This is a genomic window from Marinicella sediminis (genome assembly GCF_002000055.1).
GTDB classification, from domain to species: Bacteria; Pseudomonadota; Gammaproteobacteria; order Xanthomonadales; family Marinicellaceae; genus Marinicella; species Marinicella sediminis.
In genome coordinates this window covers 244,834-267,341 of the sequence record NZ_MVBD01000003.1, presented here as the reverse complement: position 1 = coordinate 267,341, position 22,508 = coordinate 244,834, and the positions used below count along the sequence as shown (strand labels likewise).

The window sequence follows — 22,508 nt, the reverse complement described above, 5'->3', positions numbered from 1 at the left end:
TCTGTGCCGGGCATGTTAAAATTCATGTCATGCTGATTAAAAAACTCCCCAATCAACTGATTGACCAGATCGCCGCAGGTGAGGTGGTCGAACGACCGGCTTCGGTGGTCAAAGAACTGGTTGAAAATGCCCTGGACGCCGGTGCCACGGTGATTGACATCGACGTTCAGACCGGTGGTAAAAAGCGCATCAAAATCACCGACAATGGCCAGGGCATCAGCCAGGATGATCTGGCCATGGCCCTGCAGCGCCATGCCACCAGTAAAATTCATTCACTGGATGATCTGGAGTCCTTGTTGTCCATGGGTTTTCGTGGCGAAGCCCTGCCGAGCATTGCTTCGGTCAGCCGCTTTGACCTGATTTCAAGACACCAGGATGCAGAAATGGCCTATCAGGTCAGTGCCCATGGTGGTGACATTGAAGGCCCGGTGCCAGCGGCCCACCCAGTGGGCACCACCGTGATCGTTGCTGATCTGTTTTTCAACACCCCGGCACGCAGGCGGTTTTTGAAAACCGACAAAACCGAATACCTGAGAATTGACGACCTGATCAAACGCGTATCTTTGTCACGCTTTGATGTCACCTTCCGCCTCAGCCACAACGGCAAAATGATCCGCAATGCCCAGGGTGGAGACACCGATGTCCTCAGGCATCAGCGCATCAACCAGCTGTGTGGTAAAGACTTCATTGAGAACGCCATTTTCATTGAACAACAACGCGGCAATCTGAAAATGTCCGGCTGGGTGGCCAAGCCTTCGTGGAACCGGGCCCAGCCAGACCGGCAATTTTTTTACATCAACAACCGCATGATCAAGGATAAACTGGTTGGCCATGCCATTCGGCAGGCTTATCAGGATGTGTTATTTCATGGGCGATTCCCGGCTTTTGTGTTGTATCTGGACATCGATCCGGAGCTGGTGGACGTCAATGTCCATCCAACCAAACACGAAGTGCGTTTCCGTGACTCAAAGCTGGTGCATGATTTTATCTTTGGTTCGATCCACCAATCATTGGCACAAACCCGGGTTGGAGCCATGTCGGCCACGCCAACCACCAGTGATCAACCACTGCCCGATTATCGGCAGATGCAACACCGGCTCAACCTTGGCGGCCAAAACACTGCCCTTGGCCAGCCCGGCTCAACCCTGCCTCCGCAGGGCATCAGAGAAGCCGGTCTGAACTACCTGAACCAGGCCGCTCAAGCCAGTCAGCAACTCAGTGAATACCCATCCGCTCCTCCGATGGTCTTGCCAGAGGATGATGGTGATGATCAGGACATTCCGCCATTGGGCTATGCCAAAGCTCAGATTCACGGGGTCTTCATCATTGCTGAGAATCAGCATGGACTGATCATTGTCGACATGCATGCCGCCCACGAGCGCATCACCTACGAACGCATGAAACAGCGATTTGCCGAAGACCAGTTGAAAAACCAAAAATTGCTGGTGCCCATTCAAGTCAATGTTTCCAGCCGCGAAGTCAATGTGGTGGAAAATCACCCCGAACGTTTTGCTCAGCTGGGGTTCGAGATCAGCGTCACCGGAGAGGAAAGCCTGGTGATCCGCAAAATACCGGCGCTGCTGGCCAATGCCGATGTAGAAAACCTGATCAAGGATGTACTTTCTGAGATGGTGGCTATGGGCTCAAGCCAGAAAATTGAGGCTCACATCAATGAAATCATGTCGACCATGGCTTGCCACGGTTCGGTGCGGGCCAACCACCAGCTGACCATCATGGAAATGAATGCATTGCTCAGAGACATGGAACAAACGTTGCGATCAGACCAGTGTAACCACGGCCGGCCCACCTGGACCCAACTGGACATGAAGCAGCTGGATAAATTGTTCCTCAGAGGGCAGTGATGTGACTTTACCCAAAGCCATCATGTTGATGGGGCCTACCGCAGCGGGTAAAACCGATGCCGCGATTTGTCTGCATGAACTGTATGCCGGCGACATCATTTCGGTGGATTCTGCCTTGGTCTACAAAGGCATGGACATCGGCACCGCCAAACCGGATACCGAAACCCTCAGGCGTGCGCCGCATGCCCTGGTGGACATTTGCGAACCCTGGGAGCCTTATTCTGCTTCCCAGTTCTGTGCCGATGCCCTGAAGCTGATGCAGGCCAGCAATGACGTCGGACGGATACCCATCCTGGCCGGCGGCACCATGTTGTACTACAACGCCCTGCAAAATGGCTTGTCACAACTTCCAGAAGCCAATCCTGAGGTTCGTCAAAAGATACAACAGCTGGCCGACGAGCATGGCTGGCAACATGTCCATGACTTATTGAAAAAAGTCGATCCGCAGAGTGCAGCCAGAATTCATGCCAATGACCCACAACGCATCAACCGGGCTTACGAAGTGTATCTGCTCAGCGGTCAAACCATGACCGAGCTGTATGCCCGTGACCAGGGCCAATCGCTGGAATATGACACCCTGAAAATCATCATCTCACCGGCAGATCGCAGCGTGCTGCATGAACGCATCGCGCGGCGCTTTGAATCGATGCTGGAAGCTGGTTTTCTCGATGAGATGCGCACCCTGATGGCCGATTCCAGGAACCATCAGGAGCTGCCATCCATGCGTTCGGTTGGCTATCGCCAGGCTTGGGAACATTTATCAGGTGATACTGATCTTGAGACATTTATCTTTAAGGGCATCGCCGCCACCCGGCAACTGGCGAAAAGACAACTGACCTGGCTGCGCAAAGAGGCCAATGCCATTTGGCTGGATCCTATGCAAGCGGATTATCTGAAGAAATTACAACACCAGGTTGAAAACTTTTTGCATGAATAACAGTCAGAAACCAGGGGACCACCCAAACCATCAAGCAGAGAAGTTTGATGGCAGGTTGGTTATACAGGATCTTTTTTGAACACCTCATCAAGTACATGAAAATTCTGATTCAAAGGGTCAAGCAGGCCGAAGTCAAAGTCAATGACCAGACCGTTGGAGCCATCAGCCAGGGCATCCTCGCACTGGTTGGTGTGGAGCGGGAAGACACCATTCAAACGACAGAGAAGTTGCTCAGTAAAATGCTTCGTTACCGGATTTTTCCTGATGATGAAGACCGCATGAACCGCTCACTGCTGGACATCAAAGGTGAATTGTTGCTGGTCTCGCAATTCACCCTGGTGGCCGACACCCGAAAAGGCACTCGCCCGGGCTTCTCCAAAGGCGCCTCTCCCGAACACGGCGAACACATCTTCAATGAGCTGGTTAAACAGGCCCAACAAACCGGGTTGCATGTCCAGACCGGACGCTTTGGAGCCGACATGCAGGTCAGCCTGATCAATGACGGTCCAGTGACTTTTTGGCTGGAGGCCTCATGAAACATATTTCACTGATCACCTGTTTGCTGTTGGCACACAGTCCCTTACACGCCTGCTTACCAATGGCCAAGCCCGAAACGCCCCCCAAATTGATCAATGGCCAATGGGTTCAGGCCGCTCAGGCAAATTCTCAGGCCTTGTTGAAAGCTGATCACGATATGCTCGAAAACCGTGCATATGATTTTGTGTTTTCAGCCACTTTGCGCCGGGGTTCCCGCTTTCAGGATAAGCAACTCAGTTTTCTTGAAAGTAAAAATGTTTGGCAGGGCCAGGTACCGAAAACCCTGGACATTGAGCTCGATGACATGCCCACGCCACGCAACTGCAACCCCATTGTTTACGACAAAGAATACCTGTTTTTTGGCATCCTTGGCAGTCGCCAAAAACCCATCATTCTGAAAACCTTCCGACCATTGACCGCTGATCGCAAAGAGTTGCTCGGCACAGCCAAAAAACGCTGGCTACGGGGCAGACTGATTCAACTCAGGTAACTGCCGTTCTGATGACCTGATTCTGCTGACCTTTTCTGGCAGCCATTGACAATTCAACGCATCACAGGCAGTATGATTGGCTCATTAACAAAGAGGATCCATGATGCCAAAACCATCACATATACTCAGCTTACTGCTGTTGGCCTTTTGGCTGACTGGCTGCCAGCAAAACAGCAACCGAACCACAGCCAGCTCCGATTTTCAAACATACTCGGCCGAGGCTTTTTTCAAAACCACGACCGTTTTTGGCTCATCAATCAACCATGATCAGACAGCTGTCCTGGTCAGCAGCGATGAAACCGGTATTTTCAATGCTTACCGGGTCCCCCTGGATGGTTCAGCCAAAGTGCAGTTAACCCACTCTGATACCGAATCAATCAATGCCTATAGCTGGTTCCCCAAAGATGACCGCATTCTTTATGGTGCAGATCAGGGAGGCAATGAATTGGATCATTTGTATGTCAGAAATCTGGACGGCACGGTGGTTGATCTGACACCTGGCGAAAACCTCAAAGCAGGACTGTTGGGTTGGCACGAAGGGGATCAATCCTTTTTTGTTTTCAATAACCAACGTGATCCTAAGTTCTTTGATGTGTACCTGTATCAGGTCGCTGACTACAGTCACCAAATGGTTTATCAAAATGACTCCGGGCATCAATTGGAAGACATCAGTTCCAATGGCCGCTGGCTGGCGGTCAGCAAAAACAACAGCAATGCCGATTCAGATTTGTTTCTGATTGACTTGCACTCTGAAGACAAAAAACCCATGATGGTGGCCGGCAATGACCCCAGGGATGTGGCCCACAGTGTATATACGTTCACCCCGGATAATCGCCAATTAATATACGGCAGCAATGCCATGGGTGAATTCAATCAGGCCATGGCCTACGACATCCACACCAAATCCCACCAGGTCAGTTTCCAGGCCGATTGGGATGTCAGTTTTATGTACTTTTCAAAGAATGGCCAATACCGTGTCACAGGCATCAACCAGGACGCGCAAACCATTTTAGGCATCACCAACACCACAGACGGCAATGCCGTGGAGCTGCCAGATTTACCTGCCGGCGATTTACGCGGAGTTAACTTCAGTGACGATGCCAGTCGCATGGTATTTTACCTGAATTCAGACACTTCCCCATCCAATCTGTATACCTATGAGCTGGGCACAAATGCAGTCATCAGGCTGACCAACAATGGCAACCCACAGATCCGGGAAGAACACCTGGTTGCCGGCGAAGTCAGACGCTTTCAAAGCTTTGATGGTTTGGAAATTCCTGGTATTTTATATAAGCCCAGACAAGCGGCCAACGGACCAGTGCCCGCTCTGATCTTCATCCATGGCGGACCTGGAGGCCAGTCACGCTTTGGCTATTCCGCCCTCACCCAACACCTGGTCAACAATGGCTATGCCGTTTTCAAAATCAATAACCGGGGCTCCAGTGGTTATGGTAAAACTTTTTTTCACCTGGATGATAAAAAACATGGCGACCATGACCTCAAGGACGTGGTTTACAACAAAAAATACCTGCAATCACTGGATTGGGTTGATGATGAAAAAATTGGTGTCATGGGGGGCAGCTACGGAGGTTATCTGACCATGGCGGCAATGGCTTTCACCGATGAATTCAAAGTAGGCGTAAATATTTTTGGGGTCACCAACTGGGTAAGAACCCTGAAAAGCATACCACCTTACTGGGAAGCCTTCAGGAAATCGCTGTATGACGAACTGGGCGATCCGGAAACCGACGAAGAACGCCTGTATAACATTTCTCCGGTGTTTTTCGGTCATCAGGTGAAAAGCCCCGTACTGGTGGTTCAGGGCGCTAACGACCCACGGGTGCTGAAGATCGAAAGTGACGAAATGGTGGACGCCATCCGTCAGGGTGGTACTTACGTGGATTACCTGTTATTTGATGACGAAGGCCATGGCTTTAGCAAGAAAGAAAACCGCATCGCCGCTTCGAACAAATACCTGGCGTTTCTTGACACTTACCTGAAACAATAAACCCTCTTAATTGACCCGGACAGCTTACTGGTTATCCGGGTCAATGTCTTGATTCACACTTCCCAAACTGCTTATGCGGTAAACAAATTCAGTCAATCTTCGATGCTTAACCCACAGGACAATGATTTTTTCGTGTTAAGAGGAGAACGATATGAACAAGACTTTACTGTTATGTGGGTGCGTGCTGGTGAGCCACACCCTTCCAGCTGCGGTGATCACCGACAACGTTAAATGGAACCTTGATACCGCCGGTATCAGTGGTGCCAATGAACCCATCGATCGGTTTGGAGAAACTGTGGCCAGGGGGGATTTCAATGGTGACGGCATCGATGACCTGGCCATCGGGATACCCAATCATGATTTTTTTGGTGGTGCGATTCTCAACACCGGCACCGTGCTGGTGATCTATGGTTCAGCCAACGGGTTATCGACCAATGATGAACAATACCTGTTTCAGACCTTTGATAATTCAGGATCCAATCTGGAAACCCTCAATGGCATTGAAGCCAATGATTTTTTTGGCCATGCGATGGCCAGCGGCGACTTCAATTGTGATGGCTTCACTGACCTGGCGGTTGGCACCCCGGATGAATCAGTAACCATCTCCGGCGAATTACTCAATGCGGTGGGGGCCATCAATATTTTCTATGGCGCTCAAACTGGCTTCCCAGACAATGGCCAGGGTTCAACTTTCATCTGGCAGGGCACGGGTCAGGGAGCCTTGTTTTCTGACTTCATAGAAGACGGTGACCGATTTGGCTGGAGCATGACCAGCGGTAATTTTGATGGTGATGCTGACAATGGCCATGCCTGTGATGACCTGGCGGTGGGCACCCCATTTGAAGACTTTGGCAATGCCAATCAAATCGCCAACGGAGGAGTGATTGATATTTTCTTTGGTCACCCGACAGATGGCATCACTGGCGAAAACCGTCAGCGCATGAGTCAAAATTCAGCTGGTGCAGAAGGTTCAACTGACGCCAACGATCAATTTGGCCTGAGTCTGGCTGCCGGTCGCTTCCGGGACGGCTCTGCTTTTGATGATCTGGCCGTAGGCATCCCTGGCGAAGACATCAATGGCCTGAACAATGCCGGAGGTGTGCAGGTGTTTTATGGATCATCCGGTGGCATCACCACCGGCAGTGATGAAATCTGGTCGCAAGCTGGCTCCATTGAGGGCGCCGTTGAAGCATTGGATCGTTTTGGCACCTCCGTGACCACCGGCAATTTTGATGGCGATGCCGCTGAAGACCTGGCCATTGGCGTGCCCAATGAACACATCAATGTCGATGGCATCAACGATGCCGGCGCGGTCAATGTGATCTATGGTTCTGCTGGCGGTCTGACCACCACCGGCAATCAGATATTCCACCAAAGCTCGCCCAGTCAAAACAGCCTCAATGGCTTGGCTGAAGCCGCAGATCAATTTGGTGACAGTTTGGTGGCCGGTAACATCAATTATGACGATTATGATGACCTGGTGGTTGGAATTCCACGGGAGAATTCATTGCGTGGCGCATTTAATGTCATCCATGGAGGTCCTGGTGGTCTCACCCTTTCCGGCAACACCTACCACACCCTGGGGGCCAGTTTAGGCGATGAAATGACTCGCTCATTGACACTCGGCGATTTCGGCAACGGCGCTGAACTGGTGGTGGGAATGCCTGGTGATGATTCTGCGGATGCCGAAAATGACACCGGTTCGGTTCAAGTCATGACTTTTGCTTTGCCTGACCTGATTTTTGCTGATGATTTTGATTGAACATCCAAGCCCTTGCGCGTGTCCTGAATTGAATATACATCACTCAGGGCACGCATTTCACCCTGGCTTTATGATTCCCGATCAGCATGTTTATCTGTCTGAATCCAGCGCCATTCAGAAGTGGGCAGAATTCTTCAGAATGATTCACTCGGTGATTCCAGCACACTTACCTACACTTGGGGCACTTTTCATTATCACAGGAATGTCTCATGAATAAACATATTAAATACAGCTTACTGGTTTGGGCCATCGTTGCCGGACAGGCCATCGCCGGTGGCTTCGAGGAAGGATTTGAAAACATCAATCAACTGACCGGACAGGGCTGGGTATTTGATAACCGCTCTGATTTCATTGGCGACTTATCATGGAATCAGGGCTTTGCCAGTGTATTTCCTGCAGAAGCCGGTCCGGATGATTCCTACATCCTTGGCGGGGCTGGCCAAACCGGAGGCAATGTATTGTGTGACTGGTTGATCCTGCCAGATATTGGCTTTGTTGAACAATTGAATTTTTTCACCCGCACCGAAACCGGCTCTATGGCTGCAGATCGGCTGATGGTGGTCCACAGCCCAACCGGCAGCACCAACACCGGCCCCTGTATCACTGACCAACCCAATGGTAATGGGGGTAGTGGGACTGACTTTGGTGATTTTCAGGTTTTGGCCAGCGTCAATCCCGACTTGGTGACCAACGGTTACCCACAACAATGGACGGCTTTTCATGTACCGGTCAATGGTGCTGGGCGGTTGGCTTTGGTTTACTTTGTTGAGAACGTCAGTCAGGCACCGTTCAATGGCAATCTGATTGGCATCGACAGCCTGAGTATTGGGCCTGTTACTCCAGCCGGCAATAACCCGATACCCGTCCCTGGCCTGGGGCTGGCAGGCATCCTGGTGCTGGCTGTTATGATCCTGATGTGGTTTGCATTGCTGTTTACTTTTAACCCCAAAAGAAACTGACCGGAACGGCCACAGATCGAATGGTTCTGGTCTGTGGCTATTGGTGTTCGATGATCCAATCTTTGAGTTGTTGATCAAAACCTTGAGGATAACTGGCCCCGTCTTCTACACCGACATAGAGCAGGCACATTTTTTCAGCATCGGCAAAAACCCGGTGGTATTTATTCAACCAAATCGTCAGGTGGGTCATCAAATCCGGTGCCAGTGGCAAAGCCTCCACCATATCCGGGTTGGCTTTCAATAAATCCAATGCAGCCTGATTGTGCTCCAGCAAAGGGCCTTCAGAATATGCCCGGGTTTGCTGGCACAAAAACCGTTCCTGTTCATTCATTTGGTCATAATAACCATAAAAACGCTTTTCCCACGAATCCTCTGCCCGCCATGGCAGCCGCTGTTGCAACAATTCACCCAGCTCATTCCGGCGGTTGATTTGACTGATAAAAGCCTGCTTGGTCACTGCCAGCGTGCGATCCAACTCGACCATTTTAGCCAGCAAATGATCTTGTTGACGCAAATGCATTAACCACCACATCAGGACAGATGTAATCAACAGAAGGATTGATCCACCTATCAGATGCATCGCATACCCACCTTTATTCTGACTGACCTGCTCAGTAGATTCTGAGATCTCTGTCAGGTTGGTTAAACGATAACCTTCTCCAAAAACTGATTCAACTTCAATGCCATCAGCTGCTAATTCCTGTCGCAGTTTGCTGATGATTTTGTACAATGAATTTTCCGTCACCACGCGGTCTTTCCAGACATAATCAAAAATGGCTTCTTTACTGGTGGTGGTTGGGGAGTTTCTGAGTAGCAGCATGAACAATTGGCTGGCCTTTTCACCCCATTTCACCGGTTTGCCATTTTTAAGCACTTTGGTGTTGGTCGGATCAACAGAATAAGGGCCAATGTGTAGCTTCATTGAATTATTCAGAACAACAAACTCAACACAATGATGACCAGAATAATCGCCAACATCCATTTGATGGCCACAGAGCGATCAGGAATGGGGGTTTGATTTTTACGGTCCTCAATGATCAGCTGACTCATCAATACATCAATGTCCTGTGATGAAGCTGTCGCGGTTTTCTTATTGGCCACTGGTTTGTCGGGTTTAATGTCAGGCCTGATTGGGGTCACGGCTTGGCTGTCAGGTTTTTTGACGTGCTCAGCCTGATGGATCACTTCGAGCACTTTAATCAGCTGTTTGCGGTCTTCCCATGGCAAGCTTTTAATGCCCTCAGGATCATCCAGCCTGAGCTGATGGGTTTTGCCATTGATGGTGATACTGATGGTTGATTGGTCCATGTTTCGAGCACATTTTTTTGCATTATTCTATCACAACACAAATGACTGTTTTCTGTGATCAATTCAGCAAATCAAAGACGTTGATGTCCTTGTTAAACATGGCTCAGGTATTTTGAATGTTATCGATGATGAATGGGTCTGCGTCTGACATACAGGGTTTTGGTGGCTTTGGCGACCAGCTCTCCGGTTTCATCACGAATTTCAGCGATGAACCTGGGCAGAAACTTGTGTCCACTGCTGGTTTGTTCTATGACCTCCTCAAGTTGTTCATCGGTGATCAACATGGTGGCCCTGACAGTGCCGGTGCCAGGTTTGATGAAGTCAATGTGAGCAGCCTTATCCCATACCACATAGTCCTTACCCAGTAACTTCATCAGCATCAGCATGTAGTGCGGATCGATCATCGCATACAATGATCCACCAAAATGAGTGCCAACCGCATTGCGGTTATACCACTTCATGTGCATCGCCACCCTGACTTCACGCCAGTCATCAGCAATGTATTCAAGTTTGATCCCTGCACCCAGGTAAGGCCCATACCAATTGAGTAGTTTTTTGAGTTTAGCCGCCTGATTGACTGTCGAAAATTTTTTGAAAATACCCATGAGTCAATCACCTTCATCAATCAGTTGTAAGGCCAGGTCAATGGTCTGTTCGAGTGCAGCCAATGACTTACCTGCCCGGGCCATGGCCGCTGTGCCATGCAATAGAGTCACATAGTATGCAGCCAGTTGCCGGACATTGGCTGACTGACTGATTTCAGCCTTTTGCTGAGCCTGGCTGAAAAACCCCACCAATAATTCTTCTGTGATGTTTTTCATCTGTTCTATGGTGGCATGGGCCTGATCTGGAAAATCCAGACTGGCCGCTTCTGAAACACAGACTGACAGGTAACAGCCTTTGGGGCCATGTTCGCCGCATTGAGCTGCCACTGCTGACAACAGGAAATTCTTCAGGCGCAATGCCATGGGCTGGTCATCAGCCTGTAAAAAGCGGGCATGTCCTGATGCATAATGAGCCATGTAGTTTTCTGTGGCCTGGATAAACAATTGTTCTTTGTTTCCAAAGGCGGCATACATACTGGGTTTATTGATGCCCATACTCTGGGTTAAGTCAGCCAGTGAAGCGCCTACAAAACCTTTCTGCCAGAAAACCCGCATTGCTTGTTCAAGGGCCTGTTGTTTATCAAATGTTCGCTGTCTGCCTGCTGCCATTGGTTCCTGAAGAAATTGCTAAAATTAATCCTTGTTAATTTTATACCGCTCGGTATAATATTGCAAACATACCGATCGGTACACATTAAACAAAATCAATCGATCGGCGAGCCGCGCTGAATAACAGCATTCATCAACAACAACATAGTGAACACATCAATGACCTTTCAAATCAACAATAAAATCGCTGTGGTAACCGGCGCCAATCGCGGCATCGGACTGGCCATCGTCCAATCATTTCTTAAGCATGGTGCCAAAAAAGTCTATCTGGCTGTGCGTAACACCGATTCAGTGCAATCACTGGTCGAACAATACGGATCACGCGTTGAACCCGTTCAAGTGGATGTGGCAGATCCTGCTGCAATCAAAAACCTGGCTGCCCAAACCACTGATGCTGACGTGGTGGTCAATAACGCCGGAGTCCTGAAATCGGCCGATGTGCTTGATCCAACTGCCGAAGATGCTCTGAACTTCGAACTCAACATCAATACCTTTGGGCTGCTGCGCATGGCACAGGCCTATCAACCCATTCTGGCTGACAAAGAAAAGGCTGCTTTTGTGCAATTGAACTCCGTGGCATCGATCAAGAATTTCGCACCTTTCACCACTTATTCAGCTTCCAAAGCAGCAGCCTATTCGTTAACACAAGGGCTGAAAGACAGTTGGGCGGATCACAACATTCAGGTGTTGTCTGTGCACCCTGGACCAATCGCCACTGACATGGCCAATGAGGCTGGAATGTCAGAAGGTGCTGACCCGGCGGAACTGGTCTCAGAAGGTATTGTAGAGGCATTGCAATCCGGCCAATTCCACTTGTTTCCGGACACCATGGCCAAAGATTTTGAAACCCAGTATCATGATTATGCAGTCAACATCGTTGAGCCTTTACCAGAATCAAACTGATTCACACCTGACCAGGATGAACTCCACTCATCCTGGTCAAAAACTGGTTTTATCTGTGGCTGTTTTGACCTATCATGAAGCATTGATGTTTTGAGCAGATTATCATGAGCCACATTCGTCAGGCCATCCACGAAGATCTACCGACCCTGCTGGCCTTTGAACAACAAATCATTGCCACTGAACGCCCCATGGACCCCACCCTGATCCAGGATCAGCCCATCAGTTACTATCCGCTTGAAGAATACCTGGATGCCAAAGACACTCAGGTACTGGTTGCCGAAAACCATGATGGTCAGGTAGTGGGTAGTCTGTATGGTCAGATCAGACCGCGAAAACCCTTTTTCCAAACTTCCCATCTGGGTTACATCGGTTTCATGTATGTCAAACCAGAACACCGGGGAAAGGGGCTTGCAGAAGCGTTGATTGACAACATCAGGAATTGGTTTAACCATCAGGGCATCAGCGAAATCATCCTGCATGTTTATGCCAGCAATGAACGAGCCATCAAAGCCTATGAAAAAATCGGCTTTGTTCATCACCTGGTTGAAATGCGGCTGGATCAAACCGCCAAAGGCTCAACATGAAAGTCAAACCTATGCTGTTGGCCAGTTTGCTGTTGACCGGGGTAACAGTGAACGCCAAAGTCAGTGAAGCTGAGGCGGAGCAACTGGGACGAACGCTGACCGTTATGGGAGCAGGTCCGGCAGATGAACAGGCTGGCATCCCCGCCTGGCAGGATGTAACCCACATAGCATCCGATGAGAAACCCCTGTTTTTCATTAATCAGCACAACATGGGCGCACATCAGGAACGACTGTCAGCCGGGTTGCAGGCCCTACTGAAGACCTACCCACAACACTTTCAGATTCCGGTTTATCCCAGTCACCGGACTTTTTCAGCACCCGACTGGGTCTATGAAAACACCCGACGCAATGCCACTCAGGCTGAACTGAATCCTGACCAAACAGGCCTGACAAATACCCTGTCAGGCATTCCCTTCCCTATACCCAAATCGGCGCTGGAAGTGTACTTCAATCACCTGGCCCGATGGCGTGGTCAGTACATTCGCAGTTTTGCCAGTGACGCCAATGTCAATGCCAAAGGCCAGTGGCAACTGGTCAGTAGGGAGACCCTGATCCGTTTTGACCATTACCTGCAAAAAAACAACAACAGACTGTTTTCAGCACTGTCCAAAATCACCGCACCAGCCACTCAATCCGGTGGCGGCGGCCTGGTACTGGAACCATTGGATCAAATGGCTGAATCGCGCACGGCCTGGTTGTGGGACAACGGACGGCGGCGGGTTATCAGGGCCCCCAATGTGGCTTATGACCAACCGGTTAGCAGTGCCAACGGACTGCGCACAGCAGATGACACCGACATGATCAATGGCTCTCCGGATCGGTTTGACTGGCAATTACTTGGCCAACGCATCCTCTATATACCTTACAACAATGAAAAACTCGCCGATGATGACCTGCACCTGGACCAATTATTGACAGCGGGTCATCTGAACCCGGTATATACCCGATTTGAAGCCCACCGGGTGTGGGTGATCAGAGCCAGCCTGAAAGACCAATGGCGACATATTTACAGTCAACGGGATTTTTATGTGGACGAAGATTCCTGGTCAGTGGTGATGGCCGATCAATACAATAAACAAGGTCAATTGTTCAGGGTCAGCCTGTCATTCCTCAGACAGGAACATCAACTGCCAGGCACATTACCAGTGGTAAACACCTATCATGACTTGAACCAACGCAGTTACCATGTCATGGGGCTTAAAAATGAGGCACCCAAAAGTACCGATTACTCTGCTGAGCCATTGCCAGACCAAATGTTCACCACCAATGGTCTGAAAAGGTTTGTCAAATAAATGTCACAATTAACCAAACACCCCTACAGTCTGTCGGCTTAAAGCCATTAACTGACCCTGACTGTTCCAGATATGAGCATCACCAATGACATAACCGCTGGCGGCATGAGCAGTCGTTGCCTGATATGCCATCCAGTCATTTTGAGTTGGTAACTGTGCCGTTTGAGTGAATGCCAGATTCCAGTTCATGGTACTGGCGGCTGCTGGCTTTTTCAATTGTTGAAGCACTGTGCTGGGCCAGGCATCAATCGCTGCAATCACATGTTCTTCATGCAGCACAGCAGGTGGTTTTTTAAACCGCATCCAACCATGCAAATGGCTTTTTGTACCGCGCATGAATGGTAAACGACCCGCTTGCAAGTTGATCTCAAAATGACGCAGAAAACGAGGCACCACCCGAGGAATCTGCGGAATGAAATTGGCTTTTTTAGGAGGTGTCATCTCATGACCACACCGATCGGTCAAATGAATCGCAGAATCACGTTCGATGGCAAAACAGCCCTGAGCTACCACACAGGTCTGACCGGCCTGTAAGACCGTAGTCATGACTTGTGTGGCACTGCGCCCCGATCGCAAGACCGTTGATTCAAAATGGATGGGTACATTGACTTTAAGTGGACCTACAAAACTGACATTCAGGTACCTCACCGGTCGGTGATCGTTGTTTTGCCGGCTCATCTTTTGCTGCATATCGCGAAGCACCAATGCCGCCGTCAGCCCCCCATAAACCGTTCGGCCCTGGGCCCAGGTATCCGGGATACAAAGACCGTGTTGACCGGTTTTCGCCAAAGCCAGCAGTAAATCATCCAGGTGCATCATTGGTCTCCACATCAGAATCAGCCAGGGTATGCGCAATGATGTCCCAGACTTCTGCACTCACCCCCATACCCATGTGTGAACAACTGACCTCCAGGTTCCTGGCCTGGGGATTGTAAGCGTCCAATGCAGCTCGCCAACCAACAATGCCGTCTGACTTGCTGTATATCACTGTCAGTGGTTGGCTCAAACCCTGCTCATTGATGGCATGAATCTCTGCTTCATAGGCATCCAGATCCATGTTCATGCTTTTGGCATATCGATTGGCCACCACCGTGTATTTGGGTCCACCGATCAAGGGGGTACCCAGGGTGATGATTTGACTGACCCAATGTGGGTGCAACCGTGCCACTTCTCTGGACAATACCCCACCCAGGCTCCAGCCAATCAAATGTACCGCTTGCTGATCATGCTTTTTATACAGGTTTTCAACAGTGACAGCCAACCGTTGGGTGTCGTGAGTAACCAGTCCCCGGTTACGTCCGTGGCCCCAGTCGAAGACCCGGTAGCCGATGCCGGTCAGGAACTTTTTCAGTGGTCGCATAGACCATTCATCGGCGCCATAACCCGGAACCAGTACCACCAGTTGTCCCTGACCGCGGGGCACATGGGCCAGCTTTCGCCTGTTCTGATAGCTGAACAGCCATTCCAATGGCGCACGCATCTCTTTCAGGGTATTGAACTTACCAGGCGGTTTCAATGGACCAACTGAGGATGAATACATATTATTTTGCTCCATGGTTTACATATGGGTAGATTCATTATACAGTATATAGTTCATATGTGAACCATTTGTGAATATGCAACCAACTCCATCATTCAGACCCGCCGACATCAAAGGCCACGCCTCATGGCTGGCTGTGGTCAAATGCTACCTAAAGTGCCAGAAAGTCATGAACCAGAAACTGGCCAGGCTGGATCTGACCACAGCACAGCATGAAATTTTGATGAATGTGTTTCACAAACCAGGCAGTTCTCAGCAACAACTCAGCGACCGGTTACTGGTGGTAAAAAGCAACACCTCTGCGTTGTTGAAAAAACTGTCAGAACGGGGGTTTATTGAACGACGCAAGAGCAATCAGGATGGTCGTCAACAGTTGCTTTTCCTGACCCCCCATGGACTGGCCAAACTACAACAATCGATGGCCGTGCAAATTGAAGTTGTCCAGGCCATGACTCAAGTGCTCAGTGACCAGGAAATTGAAACCAACCTCATCATCATGAACCGGGTGTATGATGCCCTCGATCAATTGGGCTGATTGATGTCAACTGATGCCACATCCAGCACCAGTTTTCCTACCACCCTCCCGGTTTCACTCAAGCGATGAGCCGACGCCACTGAAGACAATGGGAAAATCTGCTGGATCACTGGTTTCAATTGACCTTCTTCAATCCATTTTTTCAATTGCTCGAGGTCGCCATGACTGGGTTTGACCATGATGTGATCCGGCCTCCTGACTGACAGTGGCCTGATCAGCTGACCAGTCATTGTGTACATGTCTGGCATGGTTTTGATGTGCACGCCCCCTGGTTTGAGGGTTCGGTAAACCCGAAAGAACGATTGATTGGCCACACAATCAAAAAACACCTGATAGGCTTTGTTGGCTGCCAGAATGTCATCCTGCCGGTAATCAAGAACATGGTCAGCACCCATGGACCTGACCAGGGCCTGGTTTTTCCCACTGCACACCGCAGTGACCTCGCAATCCATGGCTTTGGCCATTTGTACCGCCATCAGTCCAACCCCTCCGGAAGCTCCATTGATGAGCACCTGTTGTCCTGGCTGTAACCTGGCTTTATGAACCATCGCCTGATAAGCTGTCAGGCCGACATTGGGTACCGCCGCGGCCTGGAAAAAATCCAGATTAACCGGTTTCAGACCGATCTGACTGGTTCTGGCAACCACCATTTGGGCATATGAGCCACCTTTGAATGAATCAAACTTACCCCAAACTTCGTCACCAACGGCGTACTCGTTCACTTGTGAACCAATTGCCTGAATGACCCCGGAAAAATCAGATCCAAGTATCTTTGGAGGACGCAGACCAGTCTTGATCAACAACCGTCCGGACCGGATTTTCCAATCCACCGGATTAACCGAAGCAGCCTTTACTTCGATCAATACCTCATGCTTGCCAGGTGTCGGCACAGCCTGCTGTGCCAATGACAAAACATCGGTTGTTCCATAAAACTTACAAACTATGACTTTCATGACACCTCAGGTATTGGAGCCGGATAAACTGAAAACATCTTCAACAGTTACAGCAAAATATTGGGCAATTTTCAGGGCGATGACCGTAGAGGGTACAAAACGTCCTACCTCGATGGTACTGATGGTTTTCCTGGATACGCCTATGGCCGCTGCCAATTCACTTTGACTGATCCGGTGCTCGGCCCGGAACACCCTGATGCGGTTGTTAAGTTGACCTTTCATTCGCTCCACTCATCCGGTTGAATCTGATCGTAGCCGGAATGAGTCAGATACAAAAATGTCGAACTGGCAGATATGAACAGCAAAGCCATGGCAGCATTGAAATAAACCGCTCCGTTCAATTCATGGGAAAACAAAACCTTGCTGACAGATTGCATCAGAACCAAACCGCAAATGGTCGCCCCCCAGGAAATGGCCAATGCCTGATTGATCATCTCAGCAGAAAAGCCCTCAGGTTCCTGCTGCATGGGTTGTTTGTTTTTCAGTTTACTGAACACCGATGGCCCCAAGGTCCATATTATCAGTAAACTGACCACCAAGCCCATCCATGGTGTGATTGCGGTAATCCATGCTTGCCAGTCGGCGGCAACCACCAGTTCAATCAATTTGAAAACAAACATCAAACCCATCAGTAACATACCCCAGGCCATTCTTGAGTAAATGCGGTCAATCTTTTCTGCACAATGATCAGTATTCATGCCCTTTCTCCATTATTTAAGATAGTTTAAGGTGACATAATGTAACCTATAGGTATCATTTAGGCACATAAAGCACCCAATTGTCAACTTTTTCCTCCAGTGTGTCGAAATCCGGACACTCCATACGTCTTAACCATAAGGTCATAGAACCTGAACAACAGAACCCCTGCACCTACCGCAGGGTGGATACCACACGTGCCCAATGACTAACCAATTGTTATTGAGTTATGATGTTTAATTACCAAAGGAGAAAAAACATGCAATATTTACTGATGATATACAGTGCAGAAGATGCCGGTCCGCAACCAGGCACCGAAGCGTTTATGAAGATGCTTGGAGAATACCAGTCATTCAACGATGAAACCCAGAACGATGGCGTGTACGTGGCCGGTGAACCACTTGAATCGATCAACACCGCAACCACGGTGCGCGTCAGAAATGGCCAGCAGGAAATCACTGACGGACCATTCGCAGAAACCAAAGAAGCCTTGGGGGGATTCTATCTCCTGGACTGCGAAAATCTGGACGAAGCCATTGCATATGCAGCTAAAATTCCCACGGCAGCCTATGGCAGCATTGAAATCAGGCCCATTATGAATCTGTCAGACTGAAATCAATAGATGAAACCCTGCCAGCTGAAACAACACATTGATGATCTGGTTAGACAGCACCGGGCCCGCCTGCTGGCCGGGCTGATCAGTCGATTCAGGGACATTGAACTGGCAGAGGACGCTTTACAGGAAGCGTTCAGCAAAGCCTGGATTCACTGGCAGGACAGCGTGCCTGACAATCCCCTGAGCTGGTTGATGACCACTGCCAGCAGAATCATCATTGACGGACTACGCAGAACGCAGTCTTTCCGCCGCAAACAACCACTGCTGCAGTCTCTGGCAGTGGGCTGTGATGATTCTGCTGAGAACCCAGATGAATACCTTGAAGATGAACGACTTAAATTGATTTTCACTTGCTGCCACCCGGCCCTCGATAACAACAGCCAGGTGGCATTGACCCTCAATACCGTCTGTGGCTTCAGCACCCAGCAGGTTGCAGCAGCATTCATCATAAAAACCCCTACCATGGCACAACGCCTGGTCAGGGCCAAAAGGAAAATCAAACTCAGCAGCATACCCTACCAGGTTCCTGCCAGCCAGGACTTGCCTGACCGGCTTGATAATGTACTGACAGTGATTTATCTGATCTATAACCAGGGTTATTACAGCCACGACACCCCTTCATTGGTGGATGACAAACAGACAGAAGAAGCGTTATACCTGGGCGCCACCCTCAATCATTTATTACCTCAACAGGCCGAAATCATGGGCTTATTATCATTGATGTGTTTTCATCAATCACGCATCAAAGCACGCCAGGGCAGCCAGGCGTTTATCAGCTTGCAGCAACAAGACCGCGGACTTTGGAACAGAGAATTGATTGACCAGGCGAATGACTGGTTCAGACAAGCCATCCGGTGCCGAAAACCCGGCCGCTATCAAATCCAGGCAGCCATCAGTGGTGTTCATAGCCAGGCAACTTGCTGGGAAGACACCGACTGGCCACAGATCGTGGCCTTGTACCAGAAATTACTGATGCACCAATGCACTGATACGGTGCAGATCAATCTTGCGGTAGCGCTGAGCTTTGCCAAAAAACCTCAACAAGCCCAGCACGTCATCGAACAACTGAATGAGGATAACCTCAACCAATACCTGCCATACCACCTGGCCCGGGCAGAGATTACCCGGGCATTGAGCGATAAAGAGGCTGCCAGAAAACATTTTGTCCAAGCGCTGAAATTAAGTCAGAATCGCCGTGAACAAGGGTATATTAAGCAACAAATCAACGCATTATGAATGCAACAAACATCACTCAGTCAGGCGATCCAAGTCTTCTTGTGCTGGCTCAAAGTCACCATTTAACTGCACACTCTGCCGCAACAATCGAATCGCTTCGCTGACTTCACCTTGCTGCTCATGTGCCAGGGCCATGCGCCAGTAAACTGCAGAGTCATCGGGTAAACTCAATGCCGATACCACCTCTGGTAAAGCTTGTCGATACGCAATCAATAGATCAATCGCTGTGTCTAAATCCTGCTTGGCCAACACCCGGGCTTTGGCGCGTTGATAGGTCGCCATCAATGGCCATCCCGCGTCCTGTTCAGCTGTTATATTAAGTAAGTACTCATCGGCTTGCTGAAAATCATTGTCTTGCATGGCAACCACTGCCAATTGCATCAACGCACCTGGGTTATGCGGATCCAGAGCAATCAATGACTGTAACACCGTTACTGCACCAGCCTGGTCTTCATTGACCGCAGCCAGTTGCGCCTCCATTTCCAGACCTTTGATCTGATTCACCATTTTAAGTGCCGCGATTTTATTGGCCGCAACGGCCTTGTCACCACCGGCCATTCCAGGAGCAAACATATAGAAACCAATTTCTTCGGTTCTGGCATCGAGGTTCTGCGGATCCAACTCAATGGCTTTGGCCAGCGATTCTTTGTAGTCACCGATGGAAAACATGGCCCGCACCTGGCTGACTTCCTGCATTTTGACCCTGATGGCACTGGCCAACAGGTAATGAGCCAGAGAACTTTGTGGGTGGGCATCGACCAGATCCTCAGCCAGATCCATGGCGGTGTCCCAATCATTCTTTTGGAGTAATTCATTGATGGCTGTGCGTTGAACTTCGGTGACCGCGCCGGTTATCGTTGCGTGAAATAAGAAAGTGGTGATGATCAGGGATTGTTTGAGCTTCATATCAATGGCCAATTCAAATAATCAAATCTTAGCGGGTTGAAATTGAATCGCAACTGAATGATTGCATTTCTCGAAACAAAGACTCACGAAACCAGTGACCTGCAAGAGAACACCGCACAATTGGTCAACATAAACTCACATCCGATGGCAGGCTGTTTCCTGAGCATAAGGAGCCAGAAGGAGGTTAGATGATGTGTCAGACATTGCTGCCTTGATGCTCAGCGCAAACCAATGGAGTGACTGTGGCCATTGGGACTGTGGCCGATGAGGTGATGGCCGGGCAAAAATAACACAAGAACCTGAACTCAAAGATGTAGAATTCACGCCCACAAGCTACAATGGCATACATGAACATCAACATGGACTTTTCCAAAAGGCTGGTCATAGACACCGGGAAACAGGAATGGCAAGCCAGTCCTTCACCTTCCGTGCTGCGTAAGCCACTGGCCCGTGAAGCCGCTGAATCCGGTCATGCCACCAGTGTGGTCAAATACCAAGCCGGCGCCAGTTTTAACAGTCATCAACACCCCAGGGGAGAGGAAATTCTGGTGCTTGAAGGGGTGTTTTCAGATGAACACGGAAATTATCCTGCAGGCACTTACCTGCGAAATCCACCCGGCACCTCACACGCCCCATTCAGCAAACCTGGCTGTGTGTTACTGGTCAAACTCTGTCAGTTTCAGTTCAGCGATCAAACCCAGTTGAAGATTGATACCCGCAAACAACCCTGGCAACCCGGTATTGGCGGCCTGCAGGTGATGTCTCTGCACAATCATGGTCATGAGCGCACGGCACTGGTTAAATGGCCGCCCGGAGAGGTCTTCCAACCCCACACCCATTTTGGTGGTGAAGAATTGTTCGTCTTGTCAGGCACTTTTCGTGATGAACACGGGCAATACCCCAAGGGCACCTGGGTGCGCAGCCCACACCTCAGCAGCCACCACCCGTTTGTCGAAGAAGAAACCATCATCTGGGTCAAAACCGGTCACTTGCCGGCGGCTACGTAACATCTGCAACACATGGTCATGCATGACGATTTGGAAATGAAAACCACGCAAACACCATTTGCAAACAAGAATCATTTTCATTAAAATAACTCATTGATTCACAGCTGACCTAACCATGCAAAAACACCACACTACCCGCTGTACCCTGATGGTATTGATCGTCATGATGATCATCCAGGGATGTGCAGTACAAAGCCAACCAGAAGTCAACGTGTATTCATCACGCAAGGAAGCCCTGATCAAGCCGATGCTCGATCGCTTCACTGAAGTCACCGGCATCCGGGTCAACCTCGTCACCGGAAAAGACGATGCCCTGATCGAACGACTGAAAGCCGAAGGCGCTGCTTCTCCGGCTGATGTGCTGATGACAGTAGATGCCGGACGCCTGTACAGAGCCAAATCACAGGGACTGACTCAAGCCATCGACAGTCCGTTATTGCAGCAGTCGATTCCGCCCAATTACCGGGACCCGGATAACCACTGGTTCGGTCTGTCTTTGCGCGCCAGGCCGATCATGTATGCCAAAGACCGCGTCAATCCGGCTTCACTGACGAATTATGCATCCCTGACCACAGAACAGTGGCGCAAAAAAGTCTGCATCCGTTCTTCAGGCAACATCTATAACCAATCACTGGTTGCCTCAATGCTGGCCAGTGAAAGCACAGCAGCAGTTGAACAATGGGCCGCTGCCCTGGTTAAAAACTTTGCCCGCCAACCAGTGGGTGGCGACCGGGATCAAATCAAAGCCGTGGCTGCCGGCTTGTGCGATGTGGCCGTGGCCAACACTTATTATCTGTTTGGTATGTTGCAATCCGAAGATCCGACAGAAGCCGCAGTGGCTCAAAAGGTGGGTGTTTTCTGGCCCAACCAACAAGATCGCGGTACCCATGTGAATGTGTCTGGTATCGCTGTCACCAAAGCGGCTGATCATGTTGGCCATGCCCAAAGATTGATTGAATTTATGATTCAGGCTGAATCGCAAAACTGGTTTGCCAGCGCCAACGGTGAATATCCTGTTGTGCCGGGTACTGCGGTTCATCCAACGCTGGCTGAATGGGGTGAATTCAGGAAGGATGCCATCAACTTATCCCGCTTGGGTGAGTTGAACAATGAAGCGGTAAAAATCATGGACCGGGTTGGCTGGCCTTGATCCAATGATGATC

The 22,508-nt window shown here is 49.8% G+C and carries 25 protein-coding genes; 15 read left to right on the top strand and 10 right to left on the bottom strand.

Going from position 1 to position 22,508, the window contains the following annotated elements; genetic code table 11:
* The first annotated feature begins 29 nt into the window (after window positions 1–29).
* The 7 genes from mutL (at window position 30) to B0475_RS05975 (ending at window position 8,555) form a co-directional block, all read left to right on the top strand.
* Window positions 30–1,862 (top strand): DNA mismatch repair endonuclease MutL, encoded by a 1,833-nt coding sequence (mutL, locus tag B0475_RS06005; RefSeq protein ID WP_077410855.1) that lies wholly within the window; start codon window positions 30–32, stop codon window positions 1,860–1,862.
* Window positions 1,863–1,884: 22 nt separating this feature from the next.
* Window positions 1,885–2,799 (top strand): tRNA (adenosine(37)-N6)-dimethylallyltransferase MiaA, encoded by a 915-nt coding sequence (gene miaA / locus B0475_RS06000; RefSeq protein WP_077410938.1) that lies wholly within the window; start codon window positions 1,885–1,887, stop codon window positions 2,797–2,799.
* 95 nt (window positions 2,800–2,894) lie between these two features.
* On the top strand, window positions 2,895–3,335 hold the full coding sequence (gene dtd, locus B0475_RS05995) for a D-aminoacyl-tRNA deacylase (protein WP_077410937.1): 441 nt from the start codon (window positions 2,895–2,897) through the stop codon (window positions 3,333–3,335).
* On the top strand, window positions 3,332–3,826 hold the full coding sequence (locus B0475_RS05990; RefSeq protein ID WP_077410854.1) for a hypothetical protein: 495 nt from the start codon (window positions 3,332–3,334) through the stop codon (window positions 3,824–3,826). The genes dtd and B0475_RS05990 overlap by 4 nt, the downstream gene beginning before the upstream one ends.
* Window positions 3,827–3,926: 100 nt before the next feature.
* Window positions 3,927–5,834, top strand: a complete 1,908-nt coding sequence (locus B0475_RS05985; RefSeq protein WP_077410853.1) for a S9 family peptidase — start codon at window positions 3,927–3,929, stop codon at window positions 5,832–5,834.
* A 151-nt stretch (window positions 5,835–5,985) separates the two neighbouring features.
* Window positions 5,986–7,596, top strand: coding sequence for an integrin alpha (locus B0475_RS05980; RefSeq protein ID WP_077410852.1), 1,611 nt, complete (start codon window positions 5,986–5,988; stop codon window positions 7,594–7,596).
* A 209-nt stretch (window positions 7,597–7,805) separates the two neighbouring features.
* Window positions 7,806–8,555: a choice-of-anchor J domain-containing protein gene (locus tag B0475_RS05975; protein ID WP_077410851.1), complete on the top strand. Its 750-nt coding sequence runs from the start codon at window positions 7,806–7,808 to the stop codon at window positions 8,553–8,555.
* Window positions 8,556–8,592: 37 nt separating this feature from the next.
* On the opposite strand, the gene B0475_RS05970 is transcribed toward B0475_RS05975, so the two are convergent.
* The 4 genes from B0475_RS05970 to B0475_RS05960 form a co-directional block, all read right to left on the bottom strand.
* Entirely contained in the window at window positions 8,593–9,477 is an 885-nt protein-coding gene (locus B0475_RS05970; protein ID WP_157892740.1) for a winged helix-turn-helix domain-containing protein, read from the bottom strand.
* A gap of 8 nt (window positions 9,478–9,485) precedes the next feature.
* Window positions 9,486–9,863: a hypothetical protein gene (locus B0475_RS17620; protein WP_157892739.1), complete on the bottom strand. Its 378-nt coding sequence runs from the start codon at window positions 9,861–9,863 to the stop codon at window positions 9,486–9,488.
* Window positions 9,864–9,982: 119 nt separating this feature from the next.
* Window positions 9,983–10,468, bottom strand: coding sequence for a DUF4442 domain-containing protein (locus B0475_RS05965; RefSeq protein ID WP_077410849.1), 486 nt, complete (start codon window positions 10,466–10,468; stop codon window positions 9,983–9,985).
* A 3-nt stretch (window positions 10,469–10,471) separates the two neighbouring features.
* Window positions 10,472–11,077 carry a TetR/AcrR family transcriptional regulator gene (locus B0475_RS05960; RefSeq protein WP_077410848.1) on the bottom strand — a complete coding sequence of 202 codons (606 nt, stop codon included), beginning with the start codon at window positions 11,075–11,077 and terminating at the stop codon, window positions 10,472–10,474.
* Window positions 11,078–11,236: 159 nt separating this feature from the next.
* Here B0475_RS05960 and B0475_RS05955 point away from each other — a divergent pair, with 159 nt between their 5' ends.
* From B0475_RS05955 to B0475_RS05945, 3 genes are all read left to right on the top strand, one after another.
* Window positions 11,237–11,980 carry an SDR family oxidoreductase gene (locus B0475_RS05955; protein ID WP_077410847.1) on the top strand — a complete coding sequence of 248 codons (744 nt, stop codon included), beginning with the start codon at window positions 11,237–11,239 and terminating at the stop codon, window positions 11,978–11,980.
* 104 nt (window positions 11,981–12,084) lie between these two features.
* Complete coding sequence (locus B0475_RS05950) at window positions 12,085–12,564, top strand: GNAT family N-acetyltransferase (RefSeq protein ID WP_077410846.1); 480 nt, start codon at window positions 12,085–12,087, stop codon at window positions 12,562–12,564.
* A complete protein-coding gene (locus B0475_RS05945) occupies window positions 12,561–13,856 on the top strand; it encodes a DUF1329 domain-containing protein (protein WP_077410845.1) in 1,296 nt (431 codons plus the stop codon). Before B0475_RS05950 ends, B0475_RS05945 begins: the two co-directional genes overlap by 4 nt.
* A 9-nt stretch (window positions 13,857–13,865) precedes the next feature.
* Here the strand turns inward: B0475_RS05945 and B0475_RS05940 are convergent, their stop codons facing one another.
* Complete coding sequence (locus tag B0475_RS05940) at window positions 13,866–14,675, bottom strand: acyl-CoA thioesterase (protein WP_157892738.1); 810 nt, start codon at window positions 14,673–14,675, stop codon at window positions 13,866–13,868.
* Window positions 14,659–15,396: an alpha/beta fold hydrolase gene (locus B0475_RS05935; protein ID WP_077410843.1), complete on the bottom strand. Its 738-nt coding sequence runs from the start codon at window positions 15,394–15,396 to the stop codon at window positions 14,659–14,661. The genes B0475_RS05940 and B0475_RS05935 overlap by 17 nt, the downstream gene beginning before the upstream one ends.
* A gap of 169 nt (window positions 15,397–15,565) precedes the next feature.
* On the opposite strand from B0475_RS05935, the gene B0475_RS05930 reads away from it, so the two are divergent.
* Window positions 15,566–15,931 (top strand): MarR family winged helix-turn-helix transcriptional regulator, encoded by a 366-nt coding sequence (locus B0475_RS05930; RefSeq protein ID WP_198538142.1) that lies wholly within the window; start codon window positions 15,566–15,568, stop codon window positions 15,929–15,931.
* Here the strand turns inward: B0475_RS05930 and B0475_RS05925 are convergent.
* Genes B0475_RS05925 through B0475_RS05915 form a run of 3 tightly spaced genes read right to left on the bottom strand, consistent with a single transcriptional unit; the run spans window position 15,919 to window position 17,582 of the window.
* Window positions 15,919–16,884 carry an NAD(P)-dependent alcohol dehydrogenase gene (locus B0475_RS05925; RefSeq protein ID WP_077410841.1) on the bottom strand — a complete coding sequence of 322 codons (966 nt, stop codon included), beginning with the start codon at window positions 16,882–16,884 and terminating at the stop codon, window positions 15,919–15,921. The genes B0475_RS05930 and B0475_RS05925 overlap by 13 nt on opposite strands.
* Window positions 16,885–16,890: 6 nt before the next feature.
* Entirely contained in the window at window positions 16,891–17,106 is a 216-nt protein-coding gene (locus B0475_RS05920; protein WP_077410840.1) for a helix-turn-helix transcriptional regulator, read from the bottom strand.
* Window positions 17,103–17,582 (bottom strand): hypothetical protein, encoded by a 480-nt coding sequence (locus B0475_RS05915; RefSeq protein ID WP_157892737.1) that lies wholly within the window; start codon window positions 17,580–17,582, stop codon window positions 17,103–17,105. Before B0475_RS05915 ends, B0475_RS05920 begins: the two co-directional genes overlap by 4 nt.
* A gap of 257 nt (window positions 17,583–17,839) precedes the next feature.
* Here B0475_RS05915 and B0475_RS05910 point away from each other — a divergent pair, with 257 nt between their 5' ends.
* Both B0475_RS05910 and B0475_RS05905 read left to right on the top strand, forming a co-directional pair.
* Window positions 17,840–18,193 carry a YciI family protein gene (locus tag B0475_RS05910; RefSeq protein WP_077410838.1) on the top strand — a complete coding sequence of 118 codons (354 nt, stop codon included), beginning with the start codon at window positions 17,840–17,842 and terminating at the stop codon, window positions 18,191–18,193.
* Between the two features lie 9 nt (window positions 18,194–18,202).
* Window positions 18,203–19,432, top strand: coding sequence for an RNA polymerase sigma factor (locus B0475_RS05905; protein ID WP_077410837.1), 1,230 nt, complete (start codon window positions 18,203–18,205; stop codon window positions 19,430–19,432).
* 12 nt (window positions 19,433–19,444) lie between these two features.
* Here B0475_RS05905 and B0475_RS05900 read toward each other — a convergent pair whose 3' ends face one another.
* Window positions 19,445–20,338, bottom strand: coding sequence for a tetratricopeptide repeat protein (locus B0475_RS05900; protein WP_077410836.1), 894 nt, complete (start codon window positions 20,336–20,338; stop codon window positions 19,445–19,447).
* 359 nt (window positions 20,339–20,697) lie between these two features.
* On the opposite strand from B0475_RS05900, the gene B0475_RS05895 reads away from it, so the two are divergent.
* A complete protein-coding gene (locus tag B0475_RS05895) occupies window positions 20,698–21,345 on the top strand; it encodes a cupin domain-containing protein (protein WP_232781846.1) in 648 nt (215 codons plus the stop codon).
* Between the two features lie 115 nt (window positions 21,346–21,460).
* Window positions 21,461–22,495, top strand: a complete 1,035-nt coding sequence (locus tag B0475_RS05890; protein ID WP_109862354.1) for a Fe(3+) ABC transporter substrate-binding protein — start codon at window positions 21,461–21,463, stop codon at window positions 22,493–22,495.
* Window positions 22,496–22,508 lie beyond the last annotated feature (13 nt).

Coding starts and splice junctions, on each gene's coding strand:
- mutL (WP_077410855.1), top strand. CDS start 30: ATGCTGATTAAAAAACTCCCCAATCAACTGATTGACCAGATCGCCGCA.
- miaA (WP_077410938.1), top strand. CDS start 1,885: ATGTTGATGGGGCCTACCGCAGCGGGTAAAACCGATGCCGCGATTTGT.
- dtd (WP_077410937.1), top strand. CDS start 2,895: ATGAAAATTCTGATTCAAAGGGTCAAGCAGGCCGAAGTCAAAGTCAAT.
- B0475_RS05990 (WP_077410854.1), top strand. CDS start 3,332: ATGAAACATATTTCACTGATCACCTGTTTGCTGTTGGCACACAGTCCC.
- B0475_RS05985 (WP_077410853.1), top strand. CDS start 3,927: ATGATGCCAAAACCATCACATATACTCAGCTTACTGCTGTTGGCCTTT.
- B0475_RS05980 (WP_077410852.1), top strand. CDS start 5,986: ATGAACAAGACTTTACTGTTATGTGGGTGCGTGCTGGTGAGCCACACC.
- B0475_RS05975 (WP_077410851.1), top strand. CDS start 7,806: ATGAATAAACATATTAAATACAGCTTACTGGTTTGGGCCATCGTTGCC.
- B0475_RS05970 (WP_157892740.1), bottom strand. CDS start 9,477: ATGAAGCTACACATTGGCCCTTATTCTGTTGATCCGACCAACACCAAA.
- B0475_RS17620 (WP_157892739.1), bottom strand. CDS start 9,863: ATGGACCAATCAACCATCAGTATCACCATCAATGGCAAAACCCATCAG.
- B0475_RS05965 (WP_077410849.1), bottom strand. CDS start 10,468: ATGGGTATTTTCAAAAAATTTTCGACAGTCAATCAGGCGGCTAAACTC.
- B0475_RS05960 (WP_077410848.1), bottom strand. CDS start 11,077: ATGGCAGCAGGCAGACAGCGAACATTTGATAAACAACAGGCCCTTGAA.
- B0475_RS05955 (WP_077410847.1), top strand. CDS start 11,237: ATGACCTTTCAAATCAACAATAAAATCGCTGTGGTAACCGGCGCCAAT.
- B0475_RS05950 (WP_077410846.1), top strand. CDS start 12,085: ATGAGCCACATTCGTCAGGCCATCCACGAAGATCTACCGACCCTGCTG.
- B0475_RS05945 (WP_077410845.1), top strand. CDS start 12,561: ATGAAAGTCAAACCTATGCTGTTGGCCAGTTTGCTGTTGACCGGGGTA.
- B0475_RS05940 (WP_157892738.1), bottom strand. CDS start 14,675: ATGATGCACCTGGATGATTTACTGCTGGCTTTGGCGAAAACCGGTCAA.
- B0475_RS05935 (WP_077410843.1), bottom strand. CDS start 15,396: ATGTATTCATCCTCAGTTGGTCCATTGAAACCGCCTGGTAAGTTCAAT.
- B0475_RS05930 (WP_198538142.1), top strand. CDS start 15,566: ATGAACCAGAAACTGGCCAGGCTGGATCTGACCACAGCACAGCATGAA.
- B0475_RS05925 (WP_077410841.1), bottom strand. CDS start 16,884: ATGAAAGTCATAGTTTGTAAGTTTTATGGAACAACCGATGTTTTGTCA.
- B0475_RS05920 (WP_077410840.1), bottom strand. CDS start 17,106: ATGAAAGGTCAACTTAACAACCGCATCAGGGTGTTCCGGGCCGAGCAC.
- B0475_RS05915 (WP_157892737.1), bottom strand. CDS start 17,582: ATGAATACTGATCATTGTGCAGAAAAGATTGACCGCATTTACTCAAGA.
- B0475_RS05910 (WP_077410838.1), top strand. CDS start 17,840: ATGCAATATTTACTGATGATATACAGTGCAGAAGATGCCGGTCCGCAA.
- B0475_RS05905 (WP_077410837.1), top strand. CDS start 18,203: ATGAAACCCTGCCAGCTGAAACAACACATTGATGATCTGGTTAGACAG.
- B0475_RS05900 (WP_077410836.1), bottom strand. CDS start 20,338: ATGAAGCTCAAACAATCCCTGATCATCACCACTTTCTTATTTCACGCA.
- B0475_RS05895 (WP_232781846.1), top strand. CDS start 20,698: ATGGACTTTTCCAAAAGGCTGGTCATAGACACCGGGAAACAGGAATGG.
- B0475_RS05890 (WP_109862354.1), top strand. CDS start 21,461: ATGCAAAAACACCACACTACCCGCTGTACCCTGATGGTATTGATCGTC.